Below are 25,087 nucleotides of genomic sequence, written 5' to 3'. Positions count from 1 at the left end.
TCAGCTCTTGGGCAGGCCCAAGACCTGCTCACCAATAATATTGCACTGTATTTGCGAAGTTCCGCCGCCGATAGTCGTGGCAAAGTTATTGAAATATGCCCGCTGCCAGAAACCGCCAGCAATCGTATCCTCATCACCCACATAGAGGCCACCTAGCCCCCCTTGTATTTCCAGCCCATACTGGCGCATGCGCCGCTGGTATTCGCTGACACGCAATTTATAAGACAAGAGCAGCGACATTGGATAATCGGAATTGAGATCACCAAGTGTTGAACGTTTGTCCGCCAAACCCAGGGCCTTTTCGTCCATGATCAGCTGCACCAGTCTGTCGCGAACAACCGGATCTTCCAACAAGGGTGCTCCGTCTCGCTTCACTGAACGCACCTCATCAATCAGGTCTGCAATACTCACTCGCACCTGTACTTGTCCGCCTGCGGCGCCTGCTGCTGCACCACGCTCGTATTGCAGGGTTTGCATCGCCACTCGCCAACCGTTTCCTTCACCACCGATAAGACAGCTGGCGGGAATGCGTGCATCGGTAAAAAACGTCTCCGTAAATCCGTACTCGCCTGTAATTTTTTGAATCGGCCGGGTATCGATTCCGGTTCCATGCATCGGAGAAAGGAAGAAGGAAAGACCATCGTACTTGCGCTTCGTAGTGGGGTCTGTGCGCGCTAGCAAAATCATGTACTTGGCATAGTTACCCATGGTCGTCCATATTTTGCTGCCGTTGATGATGTAATCTTCACCGTCACGGACAGCGCGAGTCTGGGCGTTGCCCAGGTCAGATCCATGATCTGGTTCAGAAAAGCCCTGGCACCATATATCCTCTGCACTGAGTATGCCCTTGATGTATTTGGCCTTATCCTCTTCGGTCCCTATATCCAGAATCAGCGGACCCGCCCAACCCAATCCAATAACGTTAAACGTAATGGGGGTTCTGTGGCGTCGCAATTCACGATTGATCTCATTCTGGAAGGCCGGATGCATTCCACGGCCACCGTATTGTTCTGGCCAATGCACCCCAAGATAACCGGCGCTCCACAATTTATGCTGCCACTCTCGCAAAAATTCCAGCTGTTGGTCACTGCCAACTTCCATAAATGTCTGGGGTAGAAGAAACCCTGGATCAGCAGGATTGTGCTCTTCCAACCATCCGGAAACTTCCGCGCGAAAATCTGCAAGCTCCGAGGCACTCGGGGCGTGGTCACTCATAATTTCACCTTTTTTTTAGGGCTAAGCGCTCTGGCGATTTATAACTCGCCGTTTATGTACTTATTCAGGGTCTGGTGGAAGTGGCGAATACGGACTTCATGATAATTGGCCAACACCACCTTTGCTGACTCTACATTATGCATGCCTTTCTGGATTTTTGGCATATTGAACAAGTCCTGGTCAAAAATACTTCCCAAAGACACACCCAACTCGGGTGCCTCGGAGAACAGCTCACCCTCTCCCAAGCGATGCAGCGGTGTATCTTTGGGTCGTTCAGCGTCACTGGCCAATTGACATAACACCCTCACTGCCATGGGGGCAATGGTGTGATCATCGCCATGGAGACGGAGATGCCGGGTGGTAGTAAAGTACAAGCCCGCCCGGAATAAGCAGGTAACTCGGCTGCAAACTTGTCCATGTTAATGAATACCCAAACATAAGGCGTGCTTTTTAGGGCGCGTCCAGTTTTTAGCTGAAGGGATGATAAGAGCAGAAAAAAATCTCTTCATTTTCATTACCACCTAACCCATGCTGTCGAGACAGCGCTGGGCGTAATCCATAACAAACGGATAGTCGGGCTTACCATTGGGCGCCCGATTCAGTGATTGCGCCGCGAAAATCAGTCTGGGGATTTTATAGTCTGCCAGCTTATGAGCCGCAAAGGCTTGAATGGATCGTATATCCAGAGAAGCGTCATCTCTGTCAGTTCGCTGCACCACGGCCGTCACTTGCTTGCCAAATCGAGAGTGAGGAAGCCCCACCACTACGACATCGTCTATGTCGGGGTGCTCTAACAACACCCGTTCAACTTCGACGGTATATACTTTTTCACCACCAGTATTAACCACGGTGCTGTCTCGACCCAGCAACTCCAGCATGCCATCGGCGCGAACCGTGCAACGGTCGCCCGTGCGCACGTAGCGCTCGCCGTTAATAGTGACAAAAGTATTGGCCGTCTCCTGCGGAGCATTGTAATAGCCCCGGGGCATGTTGCCACCTGAGTAGGCAATTCCCACCACACCGCTACCCGGCTCGACTTCCTGCAGTTCGTCATCAAACACCCGGGTGGTCCGCTGAGGCGCGAATACACCCGCCTCCGGAGTGCACACCGCATAGCCTGAGGTCTCGGTGGAACCCAAGGAGTCAAAAATAATTAAGTCCGGCTGATGTCGATAAAGCCCTTGCCTGCAGGCGTTACTGAGAGAGGCCCCAGAAGACACTAGCATCTTAAGCGAATCAATTAAGCCTTCTTCAGGCCTGACATCCAAAACCTCAAGCAGCGGCATAGTAAAAGCGTCACCGACCAAGACCACACTGCCAACACCCAGGTCTTTAATCGCCTGCACGGCTGCCGCCGCATCGAAGCGTTCCCCGGCAATCGTCGCCACCGGCACACCTTGCGCAACCAGCATAATAGCCATCATCAAACCGGCGCCATGCATCAGTGGACTAAGGCACAAAAATGGCGCTGACTGTGGCAGACGTGCCACGTTGGCAACATGCTCTTCAAGCTGAACAGGATGCTCCGCAAGGCCCAGGGATATCATGCCGACCCCGGTCGATACGTTCTGCTTACGCCAGATGTCCTCGTGTCGCCACTGCACGCCCTTGGGTAATCCGGTAGTGCCACCCGTTGCGATTACAATAAGATCGTCGCTGCTCGTGGCAGGCTGAAAGTCAGAGCAACTATAATCGTACAGAGCACTTATTCTGGCGTCTTTTCCACTGCCTCCTACGCAGATAAAACAAACGGTTTTTTTCAACCTGGATCGCACTCGCTCAACACGCTCGGTAAAATCCTCGTCGTAAATCAACACTTGCAGGTCGAGCCCATTGCACAGGTCCAATAGCTCATCGTCCTGGTAACGGTAGTTGACGTTCACGTGACTGAGGCCGGCCAGACCTGCACCAACAAACGATTCCATGTAAGCATTTGAATTGCGCATGTAATGGCCCACATGGGCACCCGGCGAGAGACCCTGCGCTTGCAGGTAACTGCCTATTCCAACGGCACGTCTACGCAGTTCGCGGTAAGTGACTGACTTTCCATTGTGAATCAGGGCAGGACGATCGGCGCAGTCTCCCTCCCCCAATTGATGGACTGCCTCGGCGAAATTCCAGTTAGCCATGTTCCCGTCTACCATATTTCGGAAATCGCGCGCAGACTCTCAACGTCACTGGCCGTCACCAACATTGTTGTAACTCTGGAATCACGCCAGGCCTGAAGTCGATCCCGAATACGATCTACCGGGCCAACCAGCGCCATCGCATCGGCCAAGTCATCGGGTATCACACGGGCTGCTTCATCGCGTTTGTCTTCCATGAACAACTGCTGAATTTTGTCAGCCTCAGCCTCGTAGCCCATGCGAATAAACAGGTTTTTGTGAAAGTTGGTGGTTTTGGCACCCATGCCCCCAATATAAAAGCTAAGAAAATATTTAAAGGCCAACAGCCCTGCTTCAATATCATCGGTGATCGTCACGTTCACCATCTGTGCAATATCAAAATCTGGGGGAGCATTTTCCAGGGACTGTGAGTAGACGCTCTCATCATAGGGGTTATAAAAAAGCGGCAACCAACCGTCGGCAATCTCGGCTGCAAGAGCGATATTTTTTGGGCCTTCAGCCCCCATGTAAATCGGAATACGGTTGCGTAGCGGATGTACAATAGGTTTCAGAGACTTACCCAGGCCAGCGCCATCCTCGCCCTTGTAAGGCAGCGGGTAGTGAGGGCCATCGTTTGTGACCGGCCCTTCTCGGGCAAATACCTGGCGGATGATATCGATGTATTCACGAGTTCTGGCAAGAGGCTTGGGGAATGGACGCCCATACCAGCCCTCCACCACCTGCGGGCCGGAAACGCCCAGTCCCAGCATGAAGCGGCCGTTGGAAAGCATATCCAGAGTGAGGGCATGCATGGCACAGGAGGTAGGTGTTCGCCCAGACAACTGCACCACCGCTGTACCTAACTTGATTTTTTCAGTCTGGGCACCAATCCAGGCTAGTGGAGTAAAGGCATCGTTACCCCAGGCCTCTGCAGACCATACCGAATCGAAGCCCAAACGCTCAGCTTCTTGGGCAATTTCAACAAAGTTGGGATGAGGCGCTGCTCCCCAGTATCCCTGGGCCAGGCCCAGTTTAAAATCAGGCATTTGCTTTCCCTTAAAAATACAGGATGTACTGCTTTTTTCAATTATGCCATCCTATGCACTCAAAGCCAGCAATGCAATTCACTGCGGTAACCAAATACCCTTTAGGACCAATTCATGCATCAACAGCTCCCGGATAATACCCCCATTCTCGTCGGTGCGGGGCAGTACACCGAGCACCTTAACAAGCAAGACGCTCCGTCACTGCATCCACCAATGGAGCTAGCGGCCAGGGCCTGCAGCGCGGCCATAGCTGATGCAGGTGGCACTTTGCTAGCCACTGACATTGATGCTATCGCTGTGATTCGGCTGTTTTCAGATTCTGCGCCTTTGTGGGCCTGCCCTTTTGGCAGAAGTAACAACCCACCACAATCGATTGCCCAACGACTGGGCGCTAATCCCAAAAAACGCATTTACAGTAATGTTGGTGGCAACTCACCGCTGCAATTGCTCGCTGAACTTTCTGGAGCTATTGCGCGCGGGGATATAGATTGCGCCTTGGTCGCTGGCGCAGAGGCGATTGCCAGTCAGCGCCATGCACAACGAAGCGGGAAAGAACTTGACTGGGCGGAAAACTACGACCACCCATTGGACAGCCGCGAATACACCGAACGCTTTGCCGCGCCGGCCGAGCTTGCCAGCGACATGTATCTTCCTGCGCATTACTACGCGTTAATAGAGAACTTGCGCGCGCATCAGCAAGGCAATGACGAGCAAAGCCATCGCCAACAAATGGCACGGCTATTGACCCCATTATCTGAAGTCGCTGGTGATAACCCATTCGCTTATTTTTACCAGGACCATAAAGCAGAAGACCTGATTAGTGATGCCAACGGCAACTACGCACTATGCGTGCCCTACAACAAGTTGATGGTGGCACAGGATGCTGTCAATCAAGCCGCGGCAATCGTTCTCATCAGTGCCGGCAAAGCCAGGGAACTGGGCATTGACCCCGATAAATGGGTATTGCAACTCGGCTATGCAGAAGGCAACGATAACTGCTTGTTTGAGCGCAGCGACCCTGGCACCTCACAAGCAATGCAAGCCGTTATGAGCACAGCACTGCAGCGAGCAAATTGCTCCCAACAAGACATGGACCTTCTTGATATCTACAGCTGCTTTCCCTGTGCTGTCGAGGCCGTCAGAGATGCACTGGGCATCACTGCTGATGATCCAAGACCACTCACTGTTACCGGTGGACTGCCTTTCTTCGGAGGACCGGGCAACAATTACAGCATGCATGCTCTGGCCGAAATGGTCACAAAGTTGCGTAACACTACAAAGCAAGGCCTGGTGACAGCCAATGGGGGGCAGCTGTCCAAACATGCTGCAGTCGTACTTAGTGCTAATGTGCAAGAAAGAGCGATAAGCGTCCTGGACTATAGCGAACTCGACGTCGCAGCCATTGACACATCAACTATTGAGACAGTACCTGAGTGCAGCGCTCCGGTTGCAGGCACCATTTTAACCTACACGATCATTTTTGAGCGAAAGCGCGATGATATGGTGGTTGTTTTAGCTCACGATACTAAAGGGGCACGATTTTTTGCCAGTAGCGTTGATCAAGTAACCGTGACGCAGGCTAAAGATCACAGCCCGATTGGCAAAGACATCGAGGTATGGGCAGAAGAAGACAAATATAAATTCAAGTTCAGGGTTTGACCTCATCCAGGAAGCGAAGGCCAGGCAAGCGCCCCAGATCGGCAACCAGAAGATGCTCAGAGGCTATCGGAAGACTCTGGAAAAATTTGTGATGCATGCTGCCAATTTTAATGTTCTTGCTAACCCTGTTTATTATCAATTGCTATGTATTCAACTTCGACTCTGGCGCCAAATACCGAGCGGCTAGCAGCGAAAGCGCTTTTAGCAAAAAAAGGCGCTGCAAAGTAGGTCTTAAAAACATTATTGAATAAAAACCAATGAAAACTGATTGCCTCCCGGTACTTGATAGGCTTACTCCGAAAGTTTTATTTCTGGGTTGATGGCAAGTAACCTTGTATCGCGCGCTACCGGAGCGTCAAATGTCACTCTAGTAATGGAGTTAGCCGGGGCAAGTCTGGCCTATCAATATGTTTGTGGTCGAGGAGAAACGAATGGTTACGAAAAAGTTGAATTCGCTCTACGTGTCCGCTCCAGTAAATGCGCTTGTAACAGGTATTTTGAGAGAGGATAAAACACTTAAACAAGTTCTCGAGCACGGAAATTTCGGTCTAGGTACATTCAACGACCTAGATGGTGAAATGGTGCTCTTAGGTGGCGTTTTTTATCATCTGCACGCAAACGGCACAACTCATATTGCAGATGTAAATATGAAGACTCCTTACGCCTGTGTCACGCATTTCAAACCAGAGGTTTCGCTGATATGTAATGATGAGCTGACCTTTGATCGTCTAAAAATAAAAATCGACGAGATGGTTTTATCGAAAAATCTAATTTATGCCATACGGGTTGCGGGAACTTTCAAATCAATCAAAGCAAGATCAGTACCGAAGCAAGAAGCTTACAGGCCGCTAGTAGACGTTGCTGGAGATCAGAAAGAATTTCTATTTGAAGATATTGAGGGGACGCTTGTTGGATTTTACACCCCGGACTTTATGGGTTCGGTAACAGTTCCAGGGTACCACCTTCACTTCATATCAAACGATAGGGAAAACGGCGGGCACTTGCTCAGTTGCGTCAGTGGTGATGTTGAGATAAGCGTTCAATACATAGACCAACTCATGCTTGACCTTCCTCACAGCGTGGAATATCTAACGGCCTCTTTAAATAACGATGTTCGCGAAGATCTGGATAAAGCTGAGCACTGACTGACACGTGCTGGTAATGGCAAACACGCATTGAGCAAACTAACCTGAGCACTCTATTCGGCGAGCATCCCCATTTTTTGCCATAGCTAAAACGAGCAGTCGGGCAGCGGCCCTTGTCTTGACCACGGCAACACTACACTTTCCAACCAAGGTGAGCTCGTATACCTCCCTGCCTGGCGTCACGTAGCCAAAACCAAAATAACCGAGTACGCAAGCGCGCCGAATGAGAACGTCAAAACGCTGCTTTCTCGTTCATCGGGGATTTCCTCTTTCAAAACGTTGAGGATCACACCGCCGGCAAGGAATGAAAATAATAAGGCTAGCGCCGACTCATGAACGTCTACAGTCATACCGAGTGTCCAGCCTGCCAAGGGTGCCGCAGCAAGGATCAGCCTGCCCTTGTTTTCATATAGCCTCTCATGGTGCTCCATTAAACCATAGTCGTTGACCACGAAGTGTAACGCCATACTGAACAGATAAAGTACCAAGCCTGAAGCGGTATGGTCTAGGCGATGCACCAAGAGATAACCCACAATTACGTTATACATAGCGAATGCGCCGACATGTAGCCAGAAAATAGCGCTCCCGCTGTTGCTCTCACTGGTCGCCACTTTGGATCGGGCTCTGGCAGCCTTTTCTATAACATAAAAAAAGAGAAGCCCGCAAAGTGCGGCTAGGTAAATATGATCTTCCAGCGCCTTGAAGGTGACATGACTCCCAAGGTGCTCCGCTACGATTTCTTGTTTTTCGTTGAGTTCCGGGAGCAGGTGAACAAAGACATATGAAACTGAAATCCCGCCTGCCAGTGACAACCAGCGACTGCGCGGTCTTAACCGGAAGTCACAAAGTCGATGCGCGAATAGATGTACACATGCTAGAAAAAAGGCCGAGGTTATTGAAGCAAAAACCATAAGGTTCCCTACTATTTTCAGTTACTGGATCTGCATTGGAAAAACCTTCTACTGACCTAGGTTCTTCATACTGATAGCCGCTAATCTTTAGATCGCTTACGTTCGAAGTGATGCTAGATGGCAACTTTACTTGCCAGCATCAATGCGACAACAATAGGTAGCGGCACAACTTTCCACTGCCCTGAATAGTATGTCATTGGGGCTTGATTATGAAATATAGTCGGTAACATGGCTCACGGCGATAAAAGCGGGGCCCGGCTGCTCGGGAGACTACTTAATCATTTAAGCGCGGTGCACCCCTTAAGGTTTTTAAGCCCAGCGCTTTATGAATCGCCACAAACTTGCTAAACGCCTTTCAATAATAAAATTCTCTGCGGTCTATGTTTAGTCTTGGGAAAGTCGTTTGACTGTTCACGGCAGCACGAATCAACTCCTGAACAGCCCAAGTGTGGGCAACCAGACTGCCCGCTGTGAGGTGAAAACGGTCACTTGGGACATGATTTAGTTTTCGAAAGTTGAATGCGCGCTTTCATCTCAAAGCGGAAATTCGCGCCACTGAGAGGCAACTCAGTTTTCGGGTCCGGAACAACAAGTCTATAATGCGTCTTGAGTGCTCTCAACGCGACACGACATGTTTACGAAAACCAGACGCCGGCCACTATATCTCATCCTCTCCTTGCTACTCTTGTATGGGTGCGAACACGCGGATAGCCCAGCAGAAGTGGCTTATTTCTGCCAAACCCTGAATCAGATCAACGCAGGCGGTGTTGATACGAGCGGTCTCCGCGAACTTGAAGGGCACGCCCTAGTTGTTGAGAATTTGCTCGGAGCCTCACCACCAAGTATTCGTGGGGAATTGGGACATGTACATAAAACGATAGATGACTGGGCTGCTGCAGTCAGCGGGGATCGTCCTATGATCGAAACGTTCAAGCAACTCAGCGATCCACAGCTTGTCGGTAGCGAGGGACGCCTCTCCGACTATATTGCAAATAACTGTGACCTGGATCTCGGTGGCTTGCCATGGTTAGAAGATAAGGAGCAAGACACTGCGCCTGTCTGCCCTGGCTGGCCGAGAGTTGGTACTCCACTAAACTTCAACTTCTTTCCCAACTTGCCAGATATTGCCGGGTCCAATTACTTCTCGAATACCTTCATAGTTTCAAAATGGGCTGCCCGAATTGGCTTGAACTCACTCAGGGGCGCATTCGTTGTTGAGCCAGGAGCCCGAGTCGAGTTTCGCGGTCAATATCCCGAGGCTCGATATTTTGGTTTTCACCCCAATGACATGGATCTAAATAACCTGAATACGCTTCGTGACGCAGAATTGGCAGCTGATCCTGGTTTCAGGAATCCCTATGTTGATCAATCTGCGCCGGCGTCTGGTCAATACTACACGGCTACTCTCGTGTTTACTTCACCTCCCGAGCGACCCCAACCCAATACTAGCTATGTCGGCGAACGAAAGCTGGGCGGCGCTAATCAATTTGTAATGAATTTGCTGCGCATGTATCACGTTGACTCCGGAAACCGCCCTGGCTCCGGTTCAGTTCCATTGCCTTCGCTAAAAATATATGACGCGGCCGGAAATTCTACGCTCGAATTCCCTGAGTGTGATCTATTTAAATCTGGTCCAGACGTCGTTCAGTCGAGACGGCGTTTTCCTGCGCTTCCCGTAATCGATCATAGGGCGAAAAAGCAGCCCAAATGGAGCACTTCGTCAAATTTTGAAGCTCAGTCAGACACTTTAGCTAATGCGGACGTACAGTACCTGTCCACCCATTACAGCTCACGTTTCGGTGAGTTATTGGTGATAAGGGGCAAGTTTTTGAGTGCGCCAGACACGCGGGCTGGTGCGAGCCCTGCGATGGACAGCCAGGTCAGGCTCTACAATGTTTGCAACTACAATTTCTGGAATGGAAGTGCCATTCAGTGCTTATTGGACAACGAACTGATTCGGGATAGTGAGGACTTCTATACACTAGTGATATCCACGATAGAAGACCGACCTGAGAATATAAACGAATCTTCGGCAACGTGGCTTGATTGGGGACCATATCTAGATGGTCAGGTAAGTTTTCGCTATGTGTACCGAGATAACCCTTTCGTGCAAGCGATAGCGGCCGGTTTGAGGGGTGAGCCTGTAACTCCTGGCCTGGCGATCTATGTGCCCCAGGCGGCACACTGTGATAAAAAAACTTTTGAGCAAGGGGGGTGGTTGGCTTGTTTGGAAGCGAATTCCAACGTCTACTAGTATTCGCTGACCTATAGTCGGCGTCCTGGCCGTGGGGAAATTAGGCGAAAGAGGACACTATAGACCTTGAACGGGCATGAAAGCTGAAACCCCCGCTTTCACCTAACAGGAGGCATTAGCGAGGGGTGAAAATCGGAAAAACGGGGGCTGCTTTTTGCCAACAGTGAAAACTAGTTGGAAGAAGTGCGGAAGCTAAACCAGTTTTAGAAGCCATAGTTCATGTTACTTGCGTGTCAGTTAATTCTATAACCGCCATAATTCGTAATCCTGAAGCGATTTTGGTTTTTGCCTTTATTCTGCCTAGCACGTATCGTGATGATCGCCTTTTGAATATTAGTATTAGGGCACTCTTTTTCCATTTCATGAAGGTTTTTGACTAGTGTGTCAAAAAAGAGATCAGGGAGCTCTTGCGTGACCACATTGGGAACACTGGCCCCACACTCACTAATCTTTTTGCTTATAACCTTCGCTAAGTTCACCAGCGAGTACTTTATCCAAGCATTCTCGTAAACAGACTCAGGCTCACGGCGCCTCTTACAGACCTCGACGAAGTTTGCCTGAGCCTCAGTTTCGGGCAATAGTTTTCCCAAAGCGAGCGCCTCCAGCCAATATCCACGCGAGTCGACAGCCTGAAATTCTTGTGAAGTTAGTCCCGCAATACCGAAAGCTCTACGATATCCGCGATCGATCAGATATCCTTTTTTTTTGCCAGTTGGCGGTGGTTGTTATCTACCATGTGATACTCCTTTGCCAATTGGGGTGAAGGGAAAAGATAACGTTGCGACCAAGATCACACCATGTCAGAACCCGCCGAAAGCATGACCATGCGCGCCACTATCCGCTTTCACCTCAAAAGCGACAGGAGGCTCTTAGCTAATCAGGCAAATATTGGGGCGGCAGGATTTAAACTCTTTTTGTTTGAGGAACTTTGTTTTCCTGGTCGCAAGGTAGAGCTGGGAAGGTGAATTTTTCTATTAAATCGGCATGTTTTTTGGCTCAAGAAGTGGCCCAGTGGAGGAGGTCTAACTACTGGCCAGCTCTCGTTAGGCGCCCAACTCAAGAGAGGTGGACTCAGACTTGGATGTATTTATAAAACGCGTAGTTACAGCCGGCTATTTTCTCTACTTCACAAAATGCGTTATACTTCTCAGGTCTGAATTTTGCCTGTGCGGTATCTAGGAGCTTAGTGATGAAAGCATTAATTCTTGTGGTCTGCCTCGCCCTACCTGTCAGCCTCGCTGTCGCTGACAACCAGCAGCGGCACGCGTATTTTGGTGACACACACCTCCACACCTCCTTTTCTCCCGACGCCGGCATGGCCGGCACCAAAGTCGGCCCCAATGACGCCTACCGTTTTGTGCTGGGTGAGACAGTAACGAGTAGCACCGGGCAGGAAGCGACGATCTCAAAGCCTCTCGACTTCGTTGTGATTGCGGACCACGCTGAAAATCTTGGGCTGGCAGATGCCATTGCGAGTGCGGACCCAGGCTTACTGTCAGATCCGTTCGGTAAGCAACTGTATGATCTCGTTATGGCCGGTAAAGGTATCGATGCCTTTAATGCGCTGGTCCAGAAAATGGCCAAAGGCGCAGAAGCGAAAATCAAGAGCGAATCCATGTTGCGCAACGCATGGACCAAAATCATGGAGCTCGCCGACCATTACAACGACCCTGGCGAATTCACCGCCTTTATTGGTTATGAGTGGACCTCGCAACCCGGCGGTAACAATCTGCACCGGGTGGTGGTGTTTCGGGGCAATAAAGCGAGCGTCGAACCCGTGTTGCCGTTCTCTCTCTTCGACTCGGAGAACGTGGAGGACCTCTGGGACTATATGGCGGCCTATGAAAAAGATACGGGCGGTCAGGTGTTGGCAATCCCCCATAACGGCAACCTGTCCAGTGGCATGATGTTTGCGCCCCAGTATCAAACTACAGGACAGCCGATCGATAAAGCGTACGCAGAGAATCGCTCGCGCTGGGAGCCTATTGTAGAGGTTACCCAGTCCAAGGGTACGGGTGAGGCGCACCCGTTTCTGTCCCCCGACGATAAATTCGCGGATTTCGAAATTGTCGACACTACCAACCTGGGCGGTACAGCCCAAAGAACGACTGACATGATTCAGTACGAGTACGCTCGCTCGGCACTCAAAATGGGTCTTGAATTTGACAAGACACTCGGCGCCAACCCGTTCAAATTTGGCATGGTGGGCAGCACCGACAGCCACGCGGGATTACCCGCCACCCGCGAGGATAACTGGTGGGGCAAAGCGCCCTTTCTGGAGCCCAGCCCCAATCGCTGGAAAGATGTGCTGATTCGATCCTCCCTAGACCCGGCGCTTGATCTGACCGCCCTGCAGCTCGCCGCATCCGGCCTGGCAGGCGTGTGGGCCGCCGACAACACCCGCGAGGCTATATGGGATGCAATGGCGCGCAGAGAGGTATTCGGCACGACAGGCACCCGACTGCAGGTGCGGGTATTCGGTGGCTACGATTTTGGCCCTGACGACCTAGAGGGGCTTGACCTTGCTGCCAAGGGCTATGCGTCGGGGGTGCCCATGGGAGGCGATTTGGCTGTCGCACCCGAGGGCAACAGCCCCGGTTTCCTGGTTGAGGCAATGCGGGATCCCAACGGTGCCAATCTTGATCGAATCCAGATTGTGAAAGGCTGGCTCGACACCAATGGCGTCTCTCAGGAGGCGGTGTATGACGTGGTTTGGAGCAACCCAGACACCCGGAAGTTGGACGCGGAGGGCAATCTGCCATCAGTAGACTCCACCGTCGACGAAAAAGAGGCCACTTACAGCAACTCCATCGGCGCGGCTTCTCTTCGAGGATATTGGCAGGACTCTACTTTCGATCCAGATCAGAGCGCCTTTTACTATGTGAGGGTCATGGAGATCCCCACGCCAAGATGGCTGGCTTACGACCGCAAGAATTACGATCTTTACGATGAAATGCCAGACGACGTGCGTTATAGCTCTCAGGAACGGGCCTACAGCAGCCCAATCTGGTACTCGCCCCGCTGACCTTCTCTGGAATAGCCCCCACAGGGCGGGGTCTGTCGTTTATAGCGGTAAAGGAGGGATTAATTGAAGCATAGGACCTATAAACGGCCTAGCAAGTGCAGGTATCCCTGCTGACATTGCAACGATCGGTCGATGACCTGATTGATCAGCAACTCGCCCAAATGAAAAATTTGCTACAACGCAAGCTCCGTTACCTGTGCGTCGTCAGACCATATGGCACCAATGGGGCCTGTCAAAATGTTTGCCCTAGCTAGAGATCCGTCTCATTCGGTGTCAACTGTCTGAACCAACCAAGAGCTAATCTATTTATTAATCGTCATCGTCATCCTTGCCTAGCCTCTCGCCTTGTTTGCCTCTGACACCATCCCGAACTTCTTCCTGCTTGCAATCACGTTTATCCTTGCCAACCCTACCTTCCTCCTGGCGACAATCTCTTTTGTCCTGGCGCTCATCCGATCTACCACGCTCTTCTCGGCGGTCTTGGCGGTCATCAGGGTCGGCGTAACTCAATATCGGGGTCGCTATAAGTAATGCGCTCGTGATAATTGCGAATATTCTCTTCATTTTGGTTTCTCCTTAAAGCAGTTTTTGCTATCGACGGTAAGATCTTGATCACATTAAACCATGAAACTGAAAGTACGCGGAAGCTTCCGATTGAGGTCCCAAAACCGATATCAAGAAAGGGGGAATGTCCGCTTTCACCTCAAAGCGGACTTCAGCTGAAGAAAAATTGAACCGTTAGAATGTCTGCTTTATGCTGCGACCTCAATCGGTCGATGCAACAAATAACCGTCACTCCCTGACACTTGACTAAACCAGGCCTACTTTTGGAGACAGATTGTTCGGTAGTGTCGCCTGGCCCACAAAATATCAGTGATCTATCAAAACGACTTTTACTTCGGTATAAGTGTGGTTTAAGCCTGAGCACTGTCTAGATGACGCAAAAACAAAAACCGGTAATCATCATCGGAGGTGGGATCTCTGGCCTATCGGCGGCAAAGCGACTGAAGGAAGCGGACGTGCCGATCATACTTCTGGAAGGAAGGGATCGCCTGGGCGGCCGCGCGCACACGCTCGATATTGCGGGGAACCAGGCCTCCTGGGTCGAACTGGGACCCTTCTGGATTGAGGACCATCTGACTAACCCCGCCTACCACTTATTGAGGGACATCGGGGCCGAAGTTCATCAACACGATATTGGCGCCTCAACGGTGCGGATCTATGACCAACGTTCGGCGCGTTGGCTAGGGTGGACAACGACACTGTGGGCGTTTATCAAGCTTGGTTGGAGCTTTAGCCGGTTCGGTAAACTTCGGCCGAATACCTCTACGTTTAATAACCTGGGTGAGCGAATCGACGTCGTACTTGGCAAGCGACCCAAACGTGAGCATCTCTACCTGTTCAAGATATTCTCCGAGAGTCTGAACGGTGGCTCCACCTGCGACACACACCAGAATCAGTTAAGCGATGACCTCTGGGAGTTCACCAACCATGACGAAAAGAGTCAGGTCTTGATTTCTGGTGGATTCCGCCTATTGGTGGAGTTGTTGCGTGATTCTCTGTCTGCTGACGAGGTGATGCTGAGTCAGACTGTCTCACGAATCTCGATTCAACAGGACACTTCCGCCCAAGCGCCCGTGCAAGTTGCGACGGCCGACGGAAAGATCTTCGAAGGCTCCCATGTCATCGTTACCGTCCCGCTTGGTGTATTGAAGGCTGGAACCATCACATTTGATCCACCGCTCCCCACCAGTAAGCAGGACGTAATCGAGCGCATCGGCTTCGGAAGTGTCGAAAAGGTCGTCATGACGTTCAAAAACAGCTTCTGGCGTAGAAACCCAAAGAAGCAAGACCATTTCTTCAGTATTCCCGATCCTATCGCTTCCCACGGCAGTTTCTTCGATGTATCGATGTCATCTGGTGCTGGGCCGGGTTCACCCACATCTCCCTGTCTTGCTAGCGTATTCGGCCCGCCTAAGGCTGCGTGGGTGGCGGAGAACCCTGAAGCGGCCGTAGAAGAGGCGCTATCTGAGCTACAGATGATGTTCCCCGATACGTTTGAGCCTCCCGTCGCGACAGCCGCATCCAACTGGACCACCAGTCCCTTCTCAGGGGGCTGCTACCCTTACACGAGCGTCGACACGCAGCCCGGTGACTTTATTCGATTTGCGGAACCGACGCACCATGGGAGAGTCCTGTTCGCTGGAGACACTTGCGCGGTGGGAGTCGGCCTGGGTTATGTAGAAGGAGCCATGGCCGCAGGTGAGCGGGCAGCGGATACAATAATCGCCACGGTGGCTGATTCCCAATAGGTATGAGCATGACTGAAACCAACACTGCGATTCACGCTACTAGGCTATGGGCAAGTTGCGGGGCATCGTCAAACTGATAAAGGGAACAGAGTTATTATCCCTTTGATTCCCTTCAATAAGCAGAGACCCATGTCCACCATTAGGCGAAAGCGGACGTTATGGACAAGACCGCACTCCTGCGCGGCCAGACCCACTTCAGTTTTTTTTCGTGGCCTTATGCCACGGTTGACCAGAGGTTGCCCACAAACCAGTCAGACATAAAAAAAGGGCTACGGTTTAACGTAACCCTTTGATTTTATGAGTGAGGCTAAGCGGGATCGAACCGCTGACCTCAACACTGCCAGTGTTTGGAATACTACTGCACCGCTGCGGTGCAACTCCGAGCTATAATGCACTCTCCGGAGTTGTGAACTGATGCATACCGTGTCGACATCTATAGCAACTACTGAGCTTTAAGTGCAGAAATAATGGGGTCTTCTGAACTATTAATCACCTTGGGGTTTACGCCGTAATGACGTGAAGTGAAGGTGAAGTCATTGCCTTGTGTATCAATATTATTTTTCGCGCTTTCGCCGCAATTAAACGATACGGTGATTGTGCCATCGCTGTTCTTGTCCCACGCATGCGAATTGATGCTGCGGACACCTTCCATCAAGTATTTATCACTATCGTAAGCAGTGATGGAGGTGAAAAACTTATTCTCTGGGTCATTAAATGTCGAGGTATAGCAGGTGCCGGCCTTCATTTTAGAGCTGTTGGCGTATTTATTCCCAACAAACGCTTCAGGGCTTGCTCCTCCCCAGCCTGCGGCATTTTCTAAATTCCACTGGTGTAGATCGGTGACTTCTTTAGACGTGCGAGGAAACGTGTAGGTGAAGTTATCCATGCTGTTCACTTCTTGTGTGTATTTCTTTACCCACTCTTCGACTTCGTCGTAATCGTAAGGCTGCACCTGATACGTCGTGGCGAAATTAAGGTCAGTTACATCCACTTTATCTAAATTTGCTTTAGCGACGTCGATCCCATTCTCAGTCCCAGAGCGATAAATCAGGAACGCGTATTGCGATTCAACCGGCAGGTTATAGTCACCATCTTCTACAACATATTGCTGCCCGTGTCCGCGTTCGGTTACCACTTGTACGGCGAGGTAGTTATCAGTGTCAGGTATTGAAAACGTCACCTTGCCATCGACGGCTTCTACAATGGCCGAACCATAAAGGGTGTCGTCGTTCATTTGCACAGTTGCGGCTGCTTTACCGCGAGGAGGCAGGCCGGGCATTATGACAAACATCTTGTTCGCACCCTGCTTGGCCCAGTTACGGTAGTTTCGCGCCGTTTCAGCGTGAGAGAAGTTTTCTTCCGTTACCGGAATGGTCGTTTCGCTGGCTGCAATGTTAATCGAGGCAACTAGAGGGATTGCAGAGATCAGAAGAGTATAATTCCGTACAGTTTTCATTGATGATTACCTTTAGATTTGATTTCTTTTGCGCTGCTATGTCGTCGACAGCTCATTAGTTTTGGTTTTAAAACTTGTCATTATGCAAACACCTGCCACCGTTGTTGAAAATATCTTGGTAGAACAAGCCCGCAGCCGCCAGGCGTTGACGCTGCCCTTAGCAAAAGGTCTGGCCAATTCTATCCTAAGAGTGGCGGCTAAATCATTAGCAAAAGGTAACTTTGAGCAGACAAAGCGGTGGGGAGTATAAGCAGTATCAATGGGATGTCGGGGGTAACCGGTTCGCTGCGGTGAGTCCGTCAAAGTCATCGTCGGAGCGCGTCCTGTTGCCATTATTTCAACAAGGATAGACCGAAGGCTGCTAATAGGTGAAAGCGAACGTCGGGAAACGTGAGTCCACCCTGGCGTAAGTAATGTCCGCTTTCACCTCATACATGATTTCGCCCTAGAATCGAAAAGATGTTCACTTTTGGCCAAAGACAAACACTCCGGAGATCACCGCAGCATTTCGAGTGATGAATTGTGCAAGCCAAGGTGCGTAGAATCCCACCTAAAAAGAAACCCAATCAACAGGCCTACAGCGACGTTGATAATGCTATTGAGCCATTTGCGATGACAGATACATCTGCCGACCGAGTTAAGCGCATAAACGCCTGTCCCTCCCTGAATAAGCTTGGGATAATTTAGAGCTCACTTGTGTGTTTTACCAAGAAAAGAATTTTGGGAATGTCTTCCAGCATACTTGGATGAACTACGATAACGATTTACTGAATCTCTACACAATGATCACGGTTGCTAAAAGCATCAGTTCCGCCCCCTTCTCCACTGCCAGGGAGGAATAGGATCGGGGTCAGACCACAGGCCCAGTTTTTGAGCCTGAGCATATTTTTCTGCCTCCTGAAGAGGGCGATTATACTTCGCGTACCTTCGATACCACCACGCATAGCCTCTCTGCACCATCGCTCGGTTGATGTTCTTTCCATCGAGATAGATCGTGCCAACAGTGCGCCCGTACTGGTCTTGCTCCACAACAGCGACACCTACTGTCTGCCCTGCTGTCATTCCCGCTAACGCATCCTTTGCTTGACTGTAATAAGCCTGATCCCTCTCTGGGGCATCAATTCCATACAAACGAATTTTTGTCTTCACTCCATCGCCAAAGACATGAAGTGTATCGCCGTCCGCTACCCTAACCACCTTGCCCGTAATCTCGAAATCAGTAGGAGTGGCCTCTCTTGCAGCGCCCAGGTCCTCAATCTTATCAGCTGCTTTCCTCCATCCAGCCTCGGGTCTGGTGGCATAACCAGTGACTCTGTTTTCGATCGACTTATATGCTGTTTCGACCCAGCTTACTTTGCCTGTGGTGGCATACTGGTAAATACTGAAAACGACTGCAAGTATCACGATATTTCGGGGGGAGAGCACACGAGGTGTTTGCACTTTACTCTTAGATTTTTTGATTGTTTGACCTTCTTTAGGCAGTTCTTTCGCTTCAGTTTGATCTAGAAGCTGACATGATGGGAAGTGTTTATTTAAGCGCAGAAAAAACCCCGCTGAATGCGGGGTCTATGCAGCGGTTTGCCCCCATCGGCTAGGTATTATCTTCTATCCGTGCGTCCGCGTTCTTTTTGACTGAAGCGATCCCGTTTTCCATTCCAGCGTTGCCTGAGTACATCTCGCTCTTGCCAATAGATTGACCATTGGCGGCATTGAGTGAAAAATAAGGTTGCCCTTTCTTCGACACTTTGCGTTCAAATCTGGCGTCATTACCAGCATTGTTCTTCACTGAAGAAATACCATTTTCTGCTGCTTTCTTCGACTCATACAGCTCGCTCGTCAAGATAATCTGGCCATTAGCTGCCTTGAGATTAAACATATGTTTACCGCTAGGGCTTTTTTTAAGATCGTATTTTCCGGCCATCATCTATCTCCATTAGTCGAGTGACGTTACTCGAGCCTAATTTTAGTAAGGAATTGGTAACTTGCCAGCGCACAGCTGGGCAAATTATGTACAAGTCACTGCCCAGCTGAGCTGAATACCAGGTTTTTAGCTCCCTAAAACCTGCTGTTATCTCAAAGCGGACGTTCCGTTACCATTCTCTTGTGTTCGATCGCCTCGATCGCTATTTTAATTTTGACGCCCACATCGCGAGTCTGTGCTTCATGGCCAGTTGAGATAGCTGGTCCGGAGGGATAGGCTGAATGACCTTATCGTGCACCAGCAATCGATAGATATATTCAATTTTATCGGCCGCAGAGTCGGTAGGCTCAAATTCAACCACACCGCGCTCCTCTCCATATTTAACGCCGGCCGCAATCGCTTTTTTGACCATCTCCTTTTCGTTTTTCAGCTTCTTCATAACCTGCTCGCCTCAACCCCGATTAGTAGCCACAATTAGAGCACACTCACTACAACTTCGCCGCACGTTCACCGGCAATCGCAAACAATCCAATATTTCCCTTGGAATACCTGGTCACCAGCTTTGACTTGCAAATTTTCCAGCCGGTATCACTTGGACAATACACGTTAGTGTATTCACCAATCACAAAAGCCGTTTCATCAGGCGTGGCAAAATTGGTTTCAGAGTCGTTAAAAATTATATGTTCTGCGGCCAAATACGCGCGACACTCAATCCCCTCAGGAGTATTCCTGAAGCGGTGATTGGTAATAGCATGCTGGGTCACATCAAAACCATTAATCACGCTCTGCAGGGCTGATAACCAGTCCTCTGCTTTACGCATTGCGCCGGCACCGCCCGTAGCGGCGCCGGTATTGCCGTAATCAATGTGCACCTCATCAGCGAAGCAGCTGCGCACCAGTGGCCAGTTCTTAGTGTCTATTCCCTCACCGTAGTTGTGGTAGGCCTCGATAATTTCATGGCGAGTTTGCGCATCAATCGTTGTCATGCTTGAAATCTCCAGCTAGTCGGGCTTGGGCACGGCACCTTCGGTAATCGTCGTTGTATTGTCTACCACCATTTCGGCGCCGTTTACGGACTTTGACTCGTCTGATGCCAGGAATAAGATCATATTGGCAACGTCCACGGGCTCGCCTACCCACAAGCTATCCATTATGGCAGCGGAGGCAGGATCATTCTCAGCAACAATGTTATACATATTGCGCAGCATGGGCGTTTCCATATTGCCTGGGTGCACCGAATTACAGCGAATACCATACTTCTCTTGAGTGCTAAGACAGGCAACTGATTTGGTCATACCGCGAATAGCACTCTTGGAGGCAGCGTAAGCGAAAATATTCGGACCGCCCTGAATACTAGCCGTCGAGCACATATTGATAATTGAGCCACTACCAGCCGGCTTCATCACCCGCACAGCGTGCTTACATCCATAAAACGTTCCATCGGTTCCAACAGCGTTTACCTTGCGCCAAATCTCTTCAGTGGTGTGCTCAATGCTGGCAAGCTGGACAATCCCGGCGCAGTTAACCAGAACATCGAGACGTCCAAATTCAGCGACCACGCTATCTATCAATGCCTGCCAATTTTGCTCATCGCTCACATTCAGGCGCGCAAACTCTGCCCCATCAATAGCAGCCGCCGCTGCCGCGCCCTGCTCTTCGGCAATGTCCGCCATCACCACCTGGGCACCCTCTTCAGCTAATCGGTGGCACGCAGCCAGACCCAGACCAGAGGCACCGCCGGTAACAATAGCTACTTTTCCTTCAACTCGTTTCATTGCTTTTTCCAAGTTCCTGCTGGTTGTGCCTGTCGCCGCTTGCAATCACATTAAACGGTGATAACATCGAAAAAAGTCAGGCTGTACTGTTTATAATATTGAGATTAACCCAAACACGCAACTCACACCGGAGCGCAACATAATGAACGATAAGGTAGAAAATTACGACGATGTCACTATGTATGGCCTGACGACAGAAAAGATGGAAAAGCTACTGTTGACACAAAACGAACTGACCTTCATCTGGACCAATAAGGCCGGTCATGGCATGGGCGTGACCATGAGTTACATCTGGCGCAAAGGCAGCATCTGGTGCACAGCCACCGAGCAAAGAGCAAGAATGAAGGCCCTGGCCCGCGACCCCCGTTGCAGCGTGGTGATATCCAGTGCCGGCGTTGATGCGGATGTGAGTCAGTCAATCACGTTCAAAGGACACGCCATTCTGCACAAGGATAAAGCGACTAAAGACTGGTTTTATCCAGACTTCGCCCGACATGCCAATAGTCCGGCGCCTACCCCTGAAGCTTTTGTCGCATTTCTGGATACCGACGCGCGGATCATTATTGAAGTTGTCCCTGAAAAGACGATCACATTTGACGGCGGTGTCATGCGAGATACGACAAGCGAGGCTCTTGAAGCATAAAAAAAGACCGCCTCTTCAGGCGATGCCATGCCCATCATTAACTTCTAGCTTAAAAAAAATCAGAAAGAACGCCGCACACTATTACGGGGGAAAGTAATAGTGTGCCCTGCAATAAAAGCTGAGAATGTGCTTTAACCTTCGAGGACCGATTAGTCTCCAGCAGGCACAGTGCCGTCATAGGAGGACTGCGATATTGCATCACCGTCAAATTTAATGGCCTTCTCCGGTATCAGTTCAATCACCACCCGCAACGGTGTATCCAAATGCTGTATCGCGGCCTCTACGGTAGGCGCTGGGTAGGGTGAAATAATCTCTGCCATTGCCGGGTAAAACCAACCCTTGGTGGCCTCATCCTCGTGCAGTTTGACATGGCCCTTGTAAGTGATCGTTTTTCCCGGGCCCATATCAGTACCCATACTGGAAATTACCACCGAAGCTCTGGGATCACGTTTTAAGGCCTTGATACGCGCACGCTGACTGGTAGCGGTCAGCCAGATGGAGCCATCTTTGGCGATGTAATTCATAATCACACCCAGGCCGTGGCCCGCTTTATTGGTCCAGATGAAGTTACACTCAATCTGTTTGTCTACCAGTTCTTTTTCACGCTCGGGTGTCAGTTCGTATAACGTAACGTCTTCGTATCCTTGCATTTCGTTCTCTCTCGTTTTTTAGAAACGCGGCAAGTGCCCCATTTGTTGTCCACCGGCCAAATCGAGAACCTGACCATTAATGTAACCAGATCGCCCACCGTCTGCGAGAAACAGTGCCGCCTCTGCCATATCTACCAGGTTGCCCATTCGGCCCACAGGTGTCGCTTCGATATGACTATCGATAACCGGATCCATGGCAAAAAACATGCTGGTCATATCCGTTTCAATCAAACCTGCCGCGATCGAGTTAAAACGCACTTTCTGGGCACCGTATTCCTGAGCAGCTACCTTCATCGCATAGTCAATTCCCGCTCTCGCACCGGCATAGACAGAAAGTCCCGGACCAGGGATACGGGCGGTCAAAGACGATATCGTGACAACAGAGCCACCATTTTTCATCGAAGCTGCAGCATGCTTGAAAAACAGTAAGGCGCCGATAAAGCTGACTTCAAGGCTGGGGCGAATGCTTTCTGCGGTGAGATCGGCGATCATATCTGCAGCGTGGACGCCTGCCGAATAAATCGCGATATCCACATTGCCGTACTTTTCTACCGTATTGGAAAACAGGCTTTCAATCTGTGATTCATCGGTAACATCACAAGGCAACGCAAGGCCGCCTAACTCAGCTGCCAGTGACTCTAAAGGCTCCTTGCGCCTGGCAGACACAACGACATTGGCGCCTTCCTCGGCCAGTCGCCTTGCTATTGCTGCACCAAAATTTGCTTCACCTGACGCGCCGACAATGACTGCCGTCTTTCCTGTGAGTGTTCCCATAATCTTATCCTTACCGTTTCACGTTTAAATTATTCTTCGAGCCCCACCAATTCGACACTGCGCTGCCAAAGCTCTTCAGCGAGCGCCCCGTCATTGGCCAATTTGTGCTGAGGCTTGGCAACGCGACAATCCTTGAAATAAAGACCCCCACTGTCACCATACTCAGGCGAGATTGCTGCCAGAACCTGGGTAGCTGCCCCCTGTTCGACGTTTTTCATAAACGGGGTTGCCAACACGCCAATCATCGAAAAGAGACCATTCTGATCACGAGCCAATTCCGTGCTGACAACACCTGGATGAACCGCGTGCGCGACAATTCCATTGGCCTCGTAACGCTTACTCAGTTCACGAGCGAACAGATGATTCATCAACTTGGAGTTACCGTAGGCGGGCCAGCCACTAAACTTGCGATTTTCCCAGTTTATATCTTTCAAACCATGCTTTAACGATGCAAAAGACATGGCCAAAGAAGACAGGGCGATCACCCGCGCTCCCTCCGCCGCAGTCAGTGGTTCCAGTAACAAATTGGTGAAGAGGAAATGTGCAAGATGGTTAATCCCCAGATGGGCCTCAAAACCATCGACAGTGCGGCGTTCCATGGGAATCATGATCCCAGCATTATTAATGAGCAGATGCAGCTCTTCACCCCGCTGGCAATATTCTTCAGCCGCTTGCTGGGTCTTATCCAGAGAATTCAGGTCCAGCTCAAGCAGCGATAACTGAGATTCATCAATCGCCCCGCTTGCGCCAAGCAGAATATCTTCCCGGGCTTTCTCAGCTTTTACCTGATCTCTGCAGGCCATTGTCACGTTGGCGCCGCATAGAGCCAGCACACGCGTTGTCTCTTTGCCCAGCCCAGTATTAGCGCCTGTCACCAAAGCATTCTTGCCGCCAAGGTCTGCACCTTGGCTGACCTGCTCCGCCGTCGACCTTTTACCTAATCTCTTTGCCATGTTCGTCTCCGAATCCGTGCTAAACGCGAACCAGTTGTTTGCCAATATTATCGCCATGAAACAGGCGTAACAGAGCTTCCAGTATGCGTTCAAATCCCTCGAGGATATCTTCCCTGTGGTGCAAGTCTCCGTCTAGAAAATGTTGCTTCAGCCAGCTGCACTTTTCTTCGCAGCCGGCGATACCGATAACACAAGCACCGGCGATTCTGGCAATTTGACCTGCTATTGATCCTGTCGCACCGGCAGCGCCGGAAACGACAACAGAGTCTCCTGACTTTGGCTTACCGATTTCTTCCATCCAACCGCGCATGGCAGGTTCAAGGCCGAGGTATCTCACCTGCACCAGAAACTCTCCCTGCCCTAGTTCAGGAATTTCCGTTTTATGAAAGCGCAAGTCACTGAGCTTTACCTCACCCACAGGTCTGGCATTAAGCAAAAATTGGCGGTTAAGTTCAGACACCTGCTAGAGTTCCGACAACACATGGCCGCCATCAATCACTATCTCTGCGCCAGTCATATGGGAACTGGCATCAGAGGCCAGCAGCATCAGGGTACCGTTCATTTCGTGGAGTTCGCCGACTCGCCGTTGCGGTATTTTCTCGATACGATGCTGCGCGTCTTCAGTCTTAAGCCATTGGCGAATCATTTCAGTGGCGAAGTAACCCGGGCATATCGCATTGACGCGGATATTATAAGGTGCCAATTCCAACGCGGCAGTTTTTGTAAACTGCACCACTCCCGCCTTAGCAGCGGCATAATTGGACAACATAGACTGCACGCGCACCGCGAGAATGGATGCAATATTAATAACGCTTCCGCCAACGTCTGCGGCAATCATACGCTTCGCTGCCTCCCTGGTAACGAAGGCCACGCCCTTGAGGTTTGTGTCTACTACGTTTTCCCAGTCTTCATCGCTCAGATCCAGCAACAGCTTGGGAATGGTAATTCCAGCATTGTTGATCACAATGCTGGCAACACCGAATTCGGATTCGATGACGTCTAATGCCGCCGCAATACTGGCAGAACTAGTGACGTCCATGGAAACAGCCATGGCCTGGCCACCAGCGGCAACAATTTCATCTCGAGCAACTTCAACCAATTCAGTGCGTCTGGCGGCTAAAACCACTCTGGCGCCGGACTGCGCCATAACATCAGCGAAATGCCGACCAAATCCGCTAGAGGCCCCGGTGATCAGGACCACTCTGCCTGTGATATCAAATGCCGAAAGCAGGTCGTTCATACT

Annotated in this window: 25 protein-coding genes; 7 read left to right on the top strand and 18 right to left on the bottom strand. The window is 50.6% G+C overall.

Annotated features, from left to right (window positions below):
* The 4 genes from EYC87_RS02335 to EYC87_RS02320 form a co-directional block, all read right to left on the bottom strand.
* Positions 1-1,215 (bottom strand): acyl-CoA dehydrogenase family protein, encoded by a 1,215-nt coding sequence (locus EYC87_RS02335; protein WP_279251443.1) that lies wholly within the window; start codon positions 1,213-1,215, stop codon positions 1-3.
* 38 nt (positions 1,216-1,253) lie between these two features.
* The gene (locus tag EYC87_RS02330; RefSeq protein ID WP_279251442.1) at positions 1,254-1,505 is read right to left on the bottom strand and encodes an SRPBCC family protein; all 252 of its coding nucleotides are present in this window, start codon (positions 1,503-1,505) and stop codon (positions 1,254-1,256) included.
* Positions 1,506-1,736: 231 nt separating this feature from the next.
* Positions 1,737-3,344 (bottom strand): AMP-binding protein, encoded by a 1,608-nt coding sequence (locus tag EYC87_RS02325; RefSeq protein WP_279251441.1) that lies wholly within the window; start codon positions 3,342-3,344, stop codon positions 1,737-1,739.
* 8 nt (positions 3,345-3,352) lie between these two features.
* Positions 3,353-4,366, bottom strand: coding sequence for an LLM class F420-dependent oxidoreductase (locus tag EYC87_RS02320; protein WP_279251440.1), 1,014 nt, complete (start codon positions 4,364-4,366; stop codon positions 3,353-3,355).
* Positions 4,367-4,480: 114 nt separating this feature from the next.
* On the opposite strand from EYC87_RS02320, the gene EYC87_RS02315 reads away from it, so the two are divergent.
* Positions 4,481-6,025: a hypothetical protein gene (locus EYC87_RS02315; RefSeq protein WP_279251439.1), complete on the top strand. Its 1,545-nt coding sequence runs from the start codon at positions 4,481-4,483 to the stop codon at positions 6,023-6,025.
* 431 nt (positions 6,026-6,456) lie between these two features.
* Positions 6,457-7,170: an acetolactate decarboxylase gene (budA, locus tag EYC87_RS02310; RefSeq protein ID WP_279251438.1), complete on the top strand. Its 714-nt coding sequence runs from the start codon at positions 6,457-6,459 to the stop codon at positions 7,168-7,170.
* A gap of 179 nt (positions 7,171-7,349) precedes the next feature.
* Here budA and EYC87_RS02305 read toward each other — a convergent pair whose 3' ends face one another.
* Positions 7,350-7,982, bottom strand: a complete 633-nt coding sequence (locus EYC87_RS02305; RefSeq protein WP_279251437.1) for a hypothetical protein — start codon at positions 7,980-7,982, stop codon at positions 7,350-7,352.
* 1,015 nt (positions 7,983-8,997) lie between these two features.
* Between EYC87_RS02305 and EYC87_RS02300 the strand changes: the two genes are divergently transcribed.
* Positions 8,998-10,335 (top strand): hypothetical protein, encoded by a 1,338-nt coding sequence (locus tag EYC87_RS02300; RefSeq protein WP_279251436.1) that lies wholly within the window; start codon positions 8,998-9,000, stop codon positions 10,333-10,335.
* A 233-nt stretch (positions 10,336-10,568) separates the two neighbouring features.
* Here EYC87_RS02300 and maoP read toward each other — a convergent pair whose 3' ends face one another.
* The gene (gene maoP, locus EYC87_RS02295; RefSeq protein WP_279251891.1) at positions 10,569-11,024 is read right to left on the bottom strand and encodes a DUF413 domain-containing protein; all 456 of its coding nucleotides are present in this window, start codon (positions 11,022-11,024) and stop codon (positions 10,569-10,571) included.
* A gap of 108 nt (positions 11,025-11,132) precedes the next feature.
* Between maoP and EYC87_RS02290 the strand changes: the two genes are divergently transcribed.
* Both EYC87_RS02290 and EYC87_RS02285 read left to right on the top strand, forming a co-directional pair.
* Positions 11,133-11,300 (top strand): hypothetical protein, encoded by a 168-nt coding sequence (locus EYC87_RS02290; RefSeq protein WP_279251435.1) that lies wholly within the window; start codon positions 11,133-11,135, stop codon positions 11,298-11,300.
* A 224-nt stretch (positions 11,301-11,524) separates the two neighbouring features.
* Entirely contained in the window at positions 11,525-13,360 is a 1,836-nt protein-coding gene (locus EYC87_RS02285) for a DUF3604 domain-containing protein (RefSeq protein ID WP_279251434.1), read from the top strand.
* Between the two features lie 309 nt (positions 13,361-13,669).
* On the opposite strand, the gene EYC87_RS02280 is transcribed toward EYC87_RS02285, so the two are convergent.
* Positions 13,670-13,924: a hypothetical protein gene (locus EYC87_RS02280; RefSeq protein ID WP_279251433.1), complete on the bottom strand. Its 255-nt coding sequence runs from the start codon at positions 13,922-13,924 to the stop codon at positions 13,670-13,672.
* Between the two features lie 371 nt (positions 13,925-14,295).
* On the opposite strand from EYC87_RS02280, the gene EYC87_RS02275 reads away from it, so the two are divergent.
* Complete coding sequence (locus tag EYC87_RS02275; protein WP_279251432.1) at positions 14,296-15,672, top strand: NAD(P)/FAD-dependent oxidoreductase; 1,377 nt, start codon at positions 14,296-14,298, stop codon at positions 15,670-15,672.
* Positions 15,673-16,114: 442 nt separating this feature from the next.
* Here EYC87_RS02275 and EYC87_RS02270 read toward each other — a convergent pair whose 3' ends face one another.
* The 6 genes from EYC87_RS02270 to EYC87_RS02245 form a co-directional block, all read right to left on the bottom strand.
* The gene (locus EYC87_RS02270; RefSeq protein WP_279251431.1) at positions 16,115-17,128 is read right to left on the bottom strand and encodes a DUF1254 domain-containing protein; all 1,014 of its coding nucleotides are present in this window, start codon (positions 17,126-17,128) and stop codon (positions 16,115-16,117) included.
* 804 nt (positions 17,129-17,932) lie between these two features.
* Positions 17,933-18,568: a thermonuclease family protein gene (locus tag EYC87_RS02265; RefSeq protein ID WP_279251430.1), complete on the bottom strand. Its 636-nt coding sequence runs from the start codon at positions 18,566-18,568 to the stop codon at positions 17,933-17,935.
* A 151-nt stretch (positions 18,569-18,719) separates the two neighbouring features.
* Positions 18,720-19,052: a YegP family protein gene (locus EYC87_RS02260; RefSeq protein ID WP_279251429.1), complete on the bottom strand. Its 333-nt coding sequence runs from the start codon at positions 19,050-19,052 to the stop codon at positions 18,720-18,722.
* Positions 19,053-19,251: 199 nt separating this feature from the next.
* On the bottom strand, positions 19,252-19,488 hold the full coding sequence (locus EYC87_RS02255; RefSeq protein WP_007227248.1) for a DUF5062 family protein: 237 nt from the start codon (positions 19,486-19,488) through the stop codon (positions 19,252-19,254).
* Between the two features lie 49 nt (positions 19,489-19,537).
* Positions 19,538-20,035, bottom strand: a complete 498-nt coding sequence (locus EYC87_RS02250) for a nuclear transport factor 2 family protein (RefSeq protein ID WP_279251428.1) — start codon at positions 20,033-20,035, stop codon at positions 19,538-19,540.
* A gap of 15 nt (positions 20,036-20,050) precedes the next feature.
* The gene (locus EYC87_RS02245; protein WP_279251427.1) at positions 20,051-20,824 is read right to left on the bottom strand and encodes an SDR family oxidoreductase; all 774 of its coding nucleotides are present in this window, start codon (positions 20,822-20,824) and stop codon (positions 20,051-20,053) included.
* Between the two features lie 142 nt (positions 20,825-20,966).
* Between EYC87_RS02245 and EYC87_RS02240 the strand changes: the two genes are divergently transcribed.
* A complete protein-coding gene (locus tag EYC87_RS02240; RefSeq protein WP_279251426.1) occupies positions 20,967-21,467 on the top strand; it encodes a pyridoxamine 5'-phosphate oxidase family protein in 501 nt (166 codons plus the stop codon).
* Positions 21,468-21,616: 149 nt separating this feature from the next.
* Here EYC87_RS02240 and EYC87_RS02235 read toward each other — a convergent pair whose 3' ends face one another.
* From EYC87_RS02235 to EYC87_RS02215, 5 genes are read right to left on the bottom strand one after another with little or no spacing between them, the layout of a single operon-like run.
* Positions 21,617-22,117: a pyridoxamine 5'-phosphate oxidase family protein gene (locus EYC87_RS02235; protein ID WP_279251425.1), complete on the bottom strand. Its 501-nt coding sequence runs from the start codon at positions 22,115-22,117 to the stop codon at positions 21,617-21,619.
* Positions 22,118-22,135: 18 nt separating this feature from the next.
* Positions 22,136-22,891: an SDR family NAD(P)-dependent oxidoreductase gene (locus EYC87_RS02230; protein ID WP_279251424.1), complete on the bottom strand. Its 756-nt coding sequence runs from the start codon at positions 22,889-22,891 to the stop codon at positions 22,136-22,138.
* 29 nt (positions 22,892-22,920) lie between these two features.
* Positions 22,921-23,844, bottom strand: coding sequence for an SDR family oxidoreductase (locus tag EYC87_RS02225; RefSeq protein ID WP_279251423.1), 924 nt, complete (start codon positions 23,842-23,844; stop codon positions 22,921-22,923).
* A 19-nt stretch (positions 23,845-23,863) separates the two neighbouring features.
* Entirely contained in the window at positions 23,864-24,304 is a 441-nt protein-coding gene (locus EYC87_RS02220) for a hypothetical protein (RefSeq protein ID WP_279251422.1), read from the bottom strand.
* Positions 24,305-24,307: 3 nt separating this feature from the next.
* Positions 24,308-25,084: an SDR family NAD(P)-dependent oxidoreductase gene (locus EYC87_RS02215; protein ID WP_007227199.1), complete on the bottom strand. Its 777-nt coding sequence runs from the start codon at positions 25,082-25,084 to the stop codon at positions 24,308-24,310.
* Positions 25,085-25,087: the final 3 nt, after the last annotated feature.

The organism is Candidatus Seongchinamella marina, assembly GCF_026262685.1.
Classification (GTDB): domain Bacteria; phylum Pseudomonadota; class Gammaproteobacteria; order Pseudomonadales; family Halieaceae; genus Halioglobus; species Halioglobus marinus.
The sequence above is the reverse complement of the archived record's forward strand: the minus strand, read 5'-3'. Positions and strand labels throughout refer to the sequence as shown.

Bases quoted from the DNA above. Each gene is read 5' to 3' on its own strand.
- EYC87_RS02335 (WP_279251443.1), bottom strand. From the start codon at position 1,215: ATGAGTGACCACGCCCCGAGTGCCTCGGAGCTTGCAGATTTTCGCGCG.
- EYC87_RS02325 (WP_279251441.1), bottom strand. From the start codon at position 3,344: ATGGCTAACTGGAATTTCGCCGAGGCAGTCCATCAATTGGGGGAGGGA.
- EYC87_RS02280 (WP_279251433.1), bottom strand. From the start codon at position 13,924: ATGAAGAGAATATTCGCAATTATCACGAGCGCATTACTTATAGCGACC.
- EYC87_RS02245 (WP_279251427.1), bottom strand. From the start codon at position 20,824: ATGAAACGAGTTGAAGGAAAAGTAGCTATTGTTACCGGCGGTGCCTCT.
- budA (WP_279251438.1), top strand. From the start codon at position 6,457: ATGGTTACGAAAAAGTTGAATTCGCTCTACGTGTCCGCTCCAGTAAAT.
- EYC87_RS02315 (WP_279251439.1), top strand. From the start codon at position 4,481: ATGCATCAACAGCTCCCGGATAATACCCCCATTCTCGTCGGTGCGGGG.
- EYC87_RS02215 (WP_007227199.1), bottom strand. From the start codon at position 25,084: ATGAACGACCTGCTTTCGGCATTTGATATCACAGGCAGAGTGGTCCTG.
- EYC87_RS02320 (WP_279251440.1), bottom strand. From the start codon at position 4,366: ATGCCTGATTTTAAACTGGGCCTGGCCCAGGGATACTGGGGAGCAGCG.
- EYC87_RS02225 (WP_279251423.1), bottom strand. From the start codon at position 23,844: ATGGCAAAGAGATTAGGTAAAAGGTCGACGGCGGAGCAGGTCAGCCAA.
- EYC87_RS02300 (WP_279251436.1), top strand. From the start codon at position 8,998: ATGATCGAAACGTTCAAGCAACTCAGCGATCCACAGCTTGTCGGTAGC.
- EYC87_RS02230 (WP_279251424.1), bottom strand. From the start codon at position 22,891: ATGGGAACACTCACAGGAAAGACGGCAGTCATTGTCGGCGCGTCAGGT.
- EYC87_RS02235 (WP_279251425.1), bottom strand. From the start codon at position 22,117: ATGCAAGGATACGAAGACGTTACGTTATACGAACTGACACCCGAGCGT.
- EYC87_RS02275 (WP_279251432.1), top strand. From the start codon at position 14,296: ATGACGCAAAAACAAAAACCGGTAATCATCATCGGAGGTGGGATCTCT.
- EYC87_RS02255 (WP_007227248.1), bottom strand. From the start codon at position 19,488: ATGAAGAAGCTGAAAAACGAAAAGGAGATGGTCAAAAAAGCGATTGCG.
- EYC87_RS02285 (WP_279251434.1), top strand. From the start codon at position 11,525: ATGAAAGCATTAATTCTTGTGGTCTGCCTCGCCCTACCTGTCAGCCTC.
- EYC87_RS02260 (WP_279251429.1), bottom strand. From the start codon at position 19,052: ATGATGGCCGGAAAATACGATCTTAAAAAAAGCCCTAGCGGTAAACAT.
- EYC87_RS02270 (WP_279251431.1), bottom strand. From the start codon at position 17,128: ATGAAAACTGTACGGAATTATACTCTTCTGATCTCTGCAATCCCTCTA.
- EYC87_RS02290 (WP_279251435.1), top strand. From the start codon at position 11,133: ATGTCAGAACCCGCCGAAAGCATGACCATGCGCGCCACTATCCGCTTT.
- EYC87_RS02240 (WP_279251426.1), top strand. From the start codon at position 20,967: ATGAACGATAAGGTAGAAAATTACGACGATGTCACTATGTATGGCCTG.
- EYC87_RS02250 (WP_279251428.1), bottom strand. From the start codon at position 20,035: ATGACAACGATTGATGCGCAAACTCGCCATGAAATTATCGAGGCCTAC.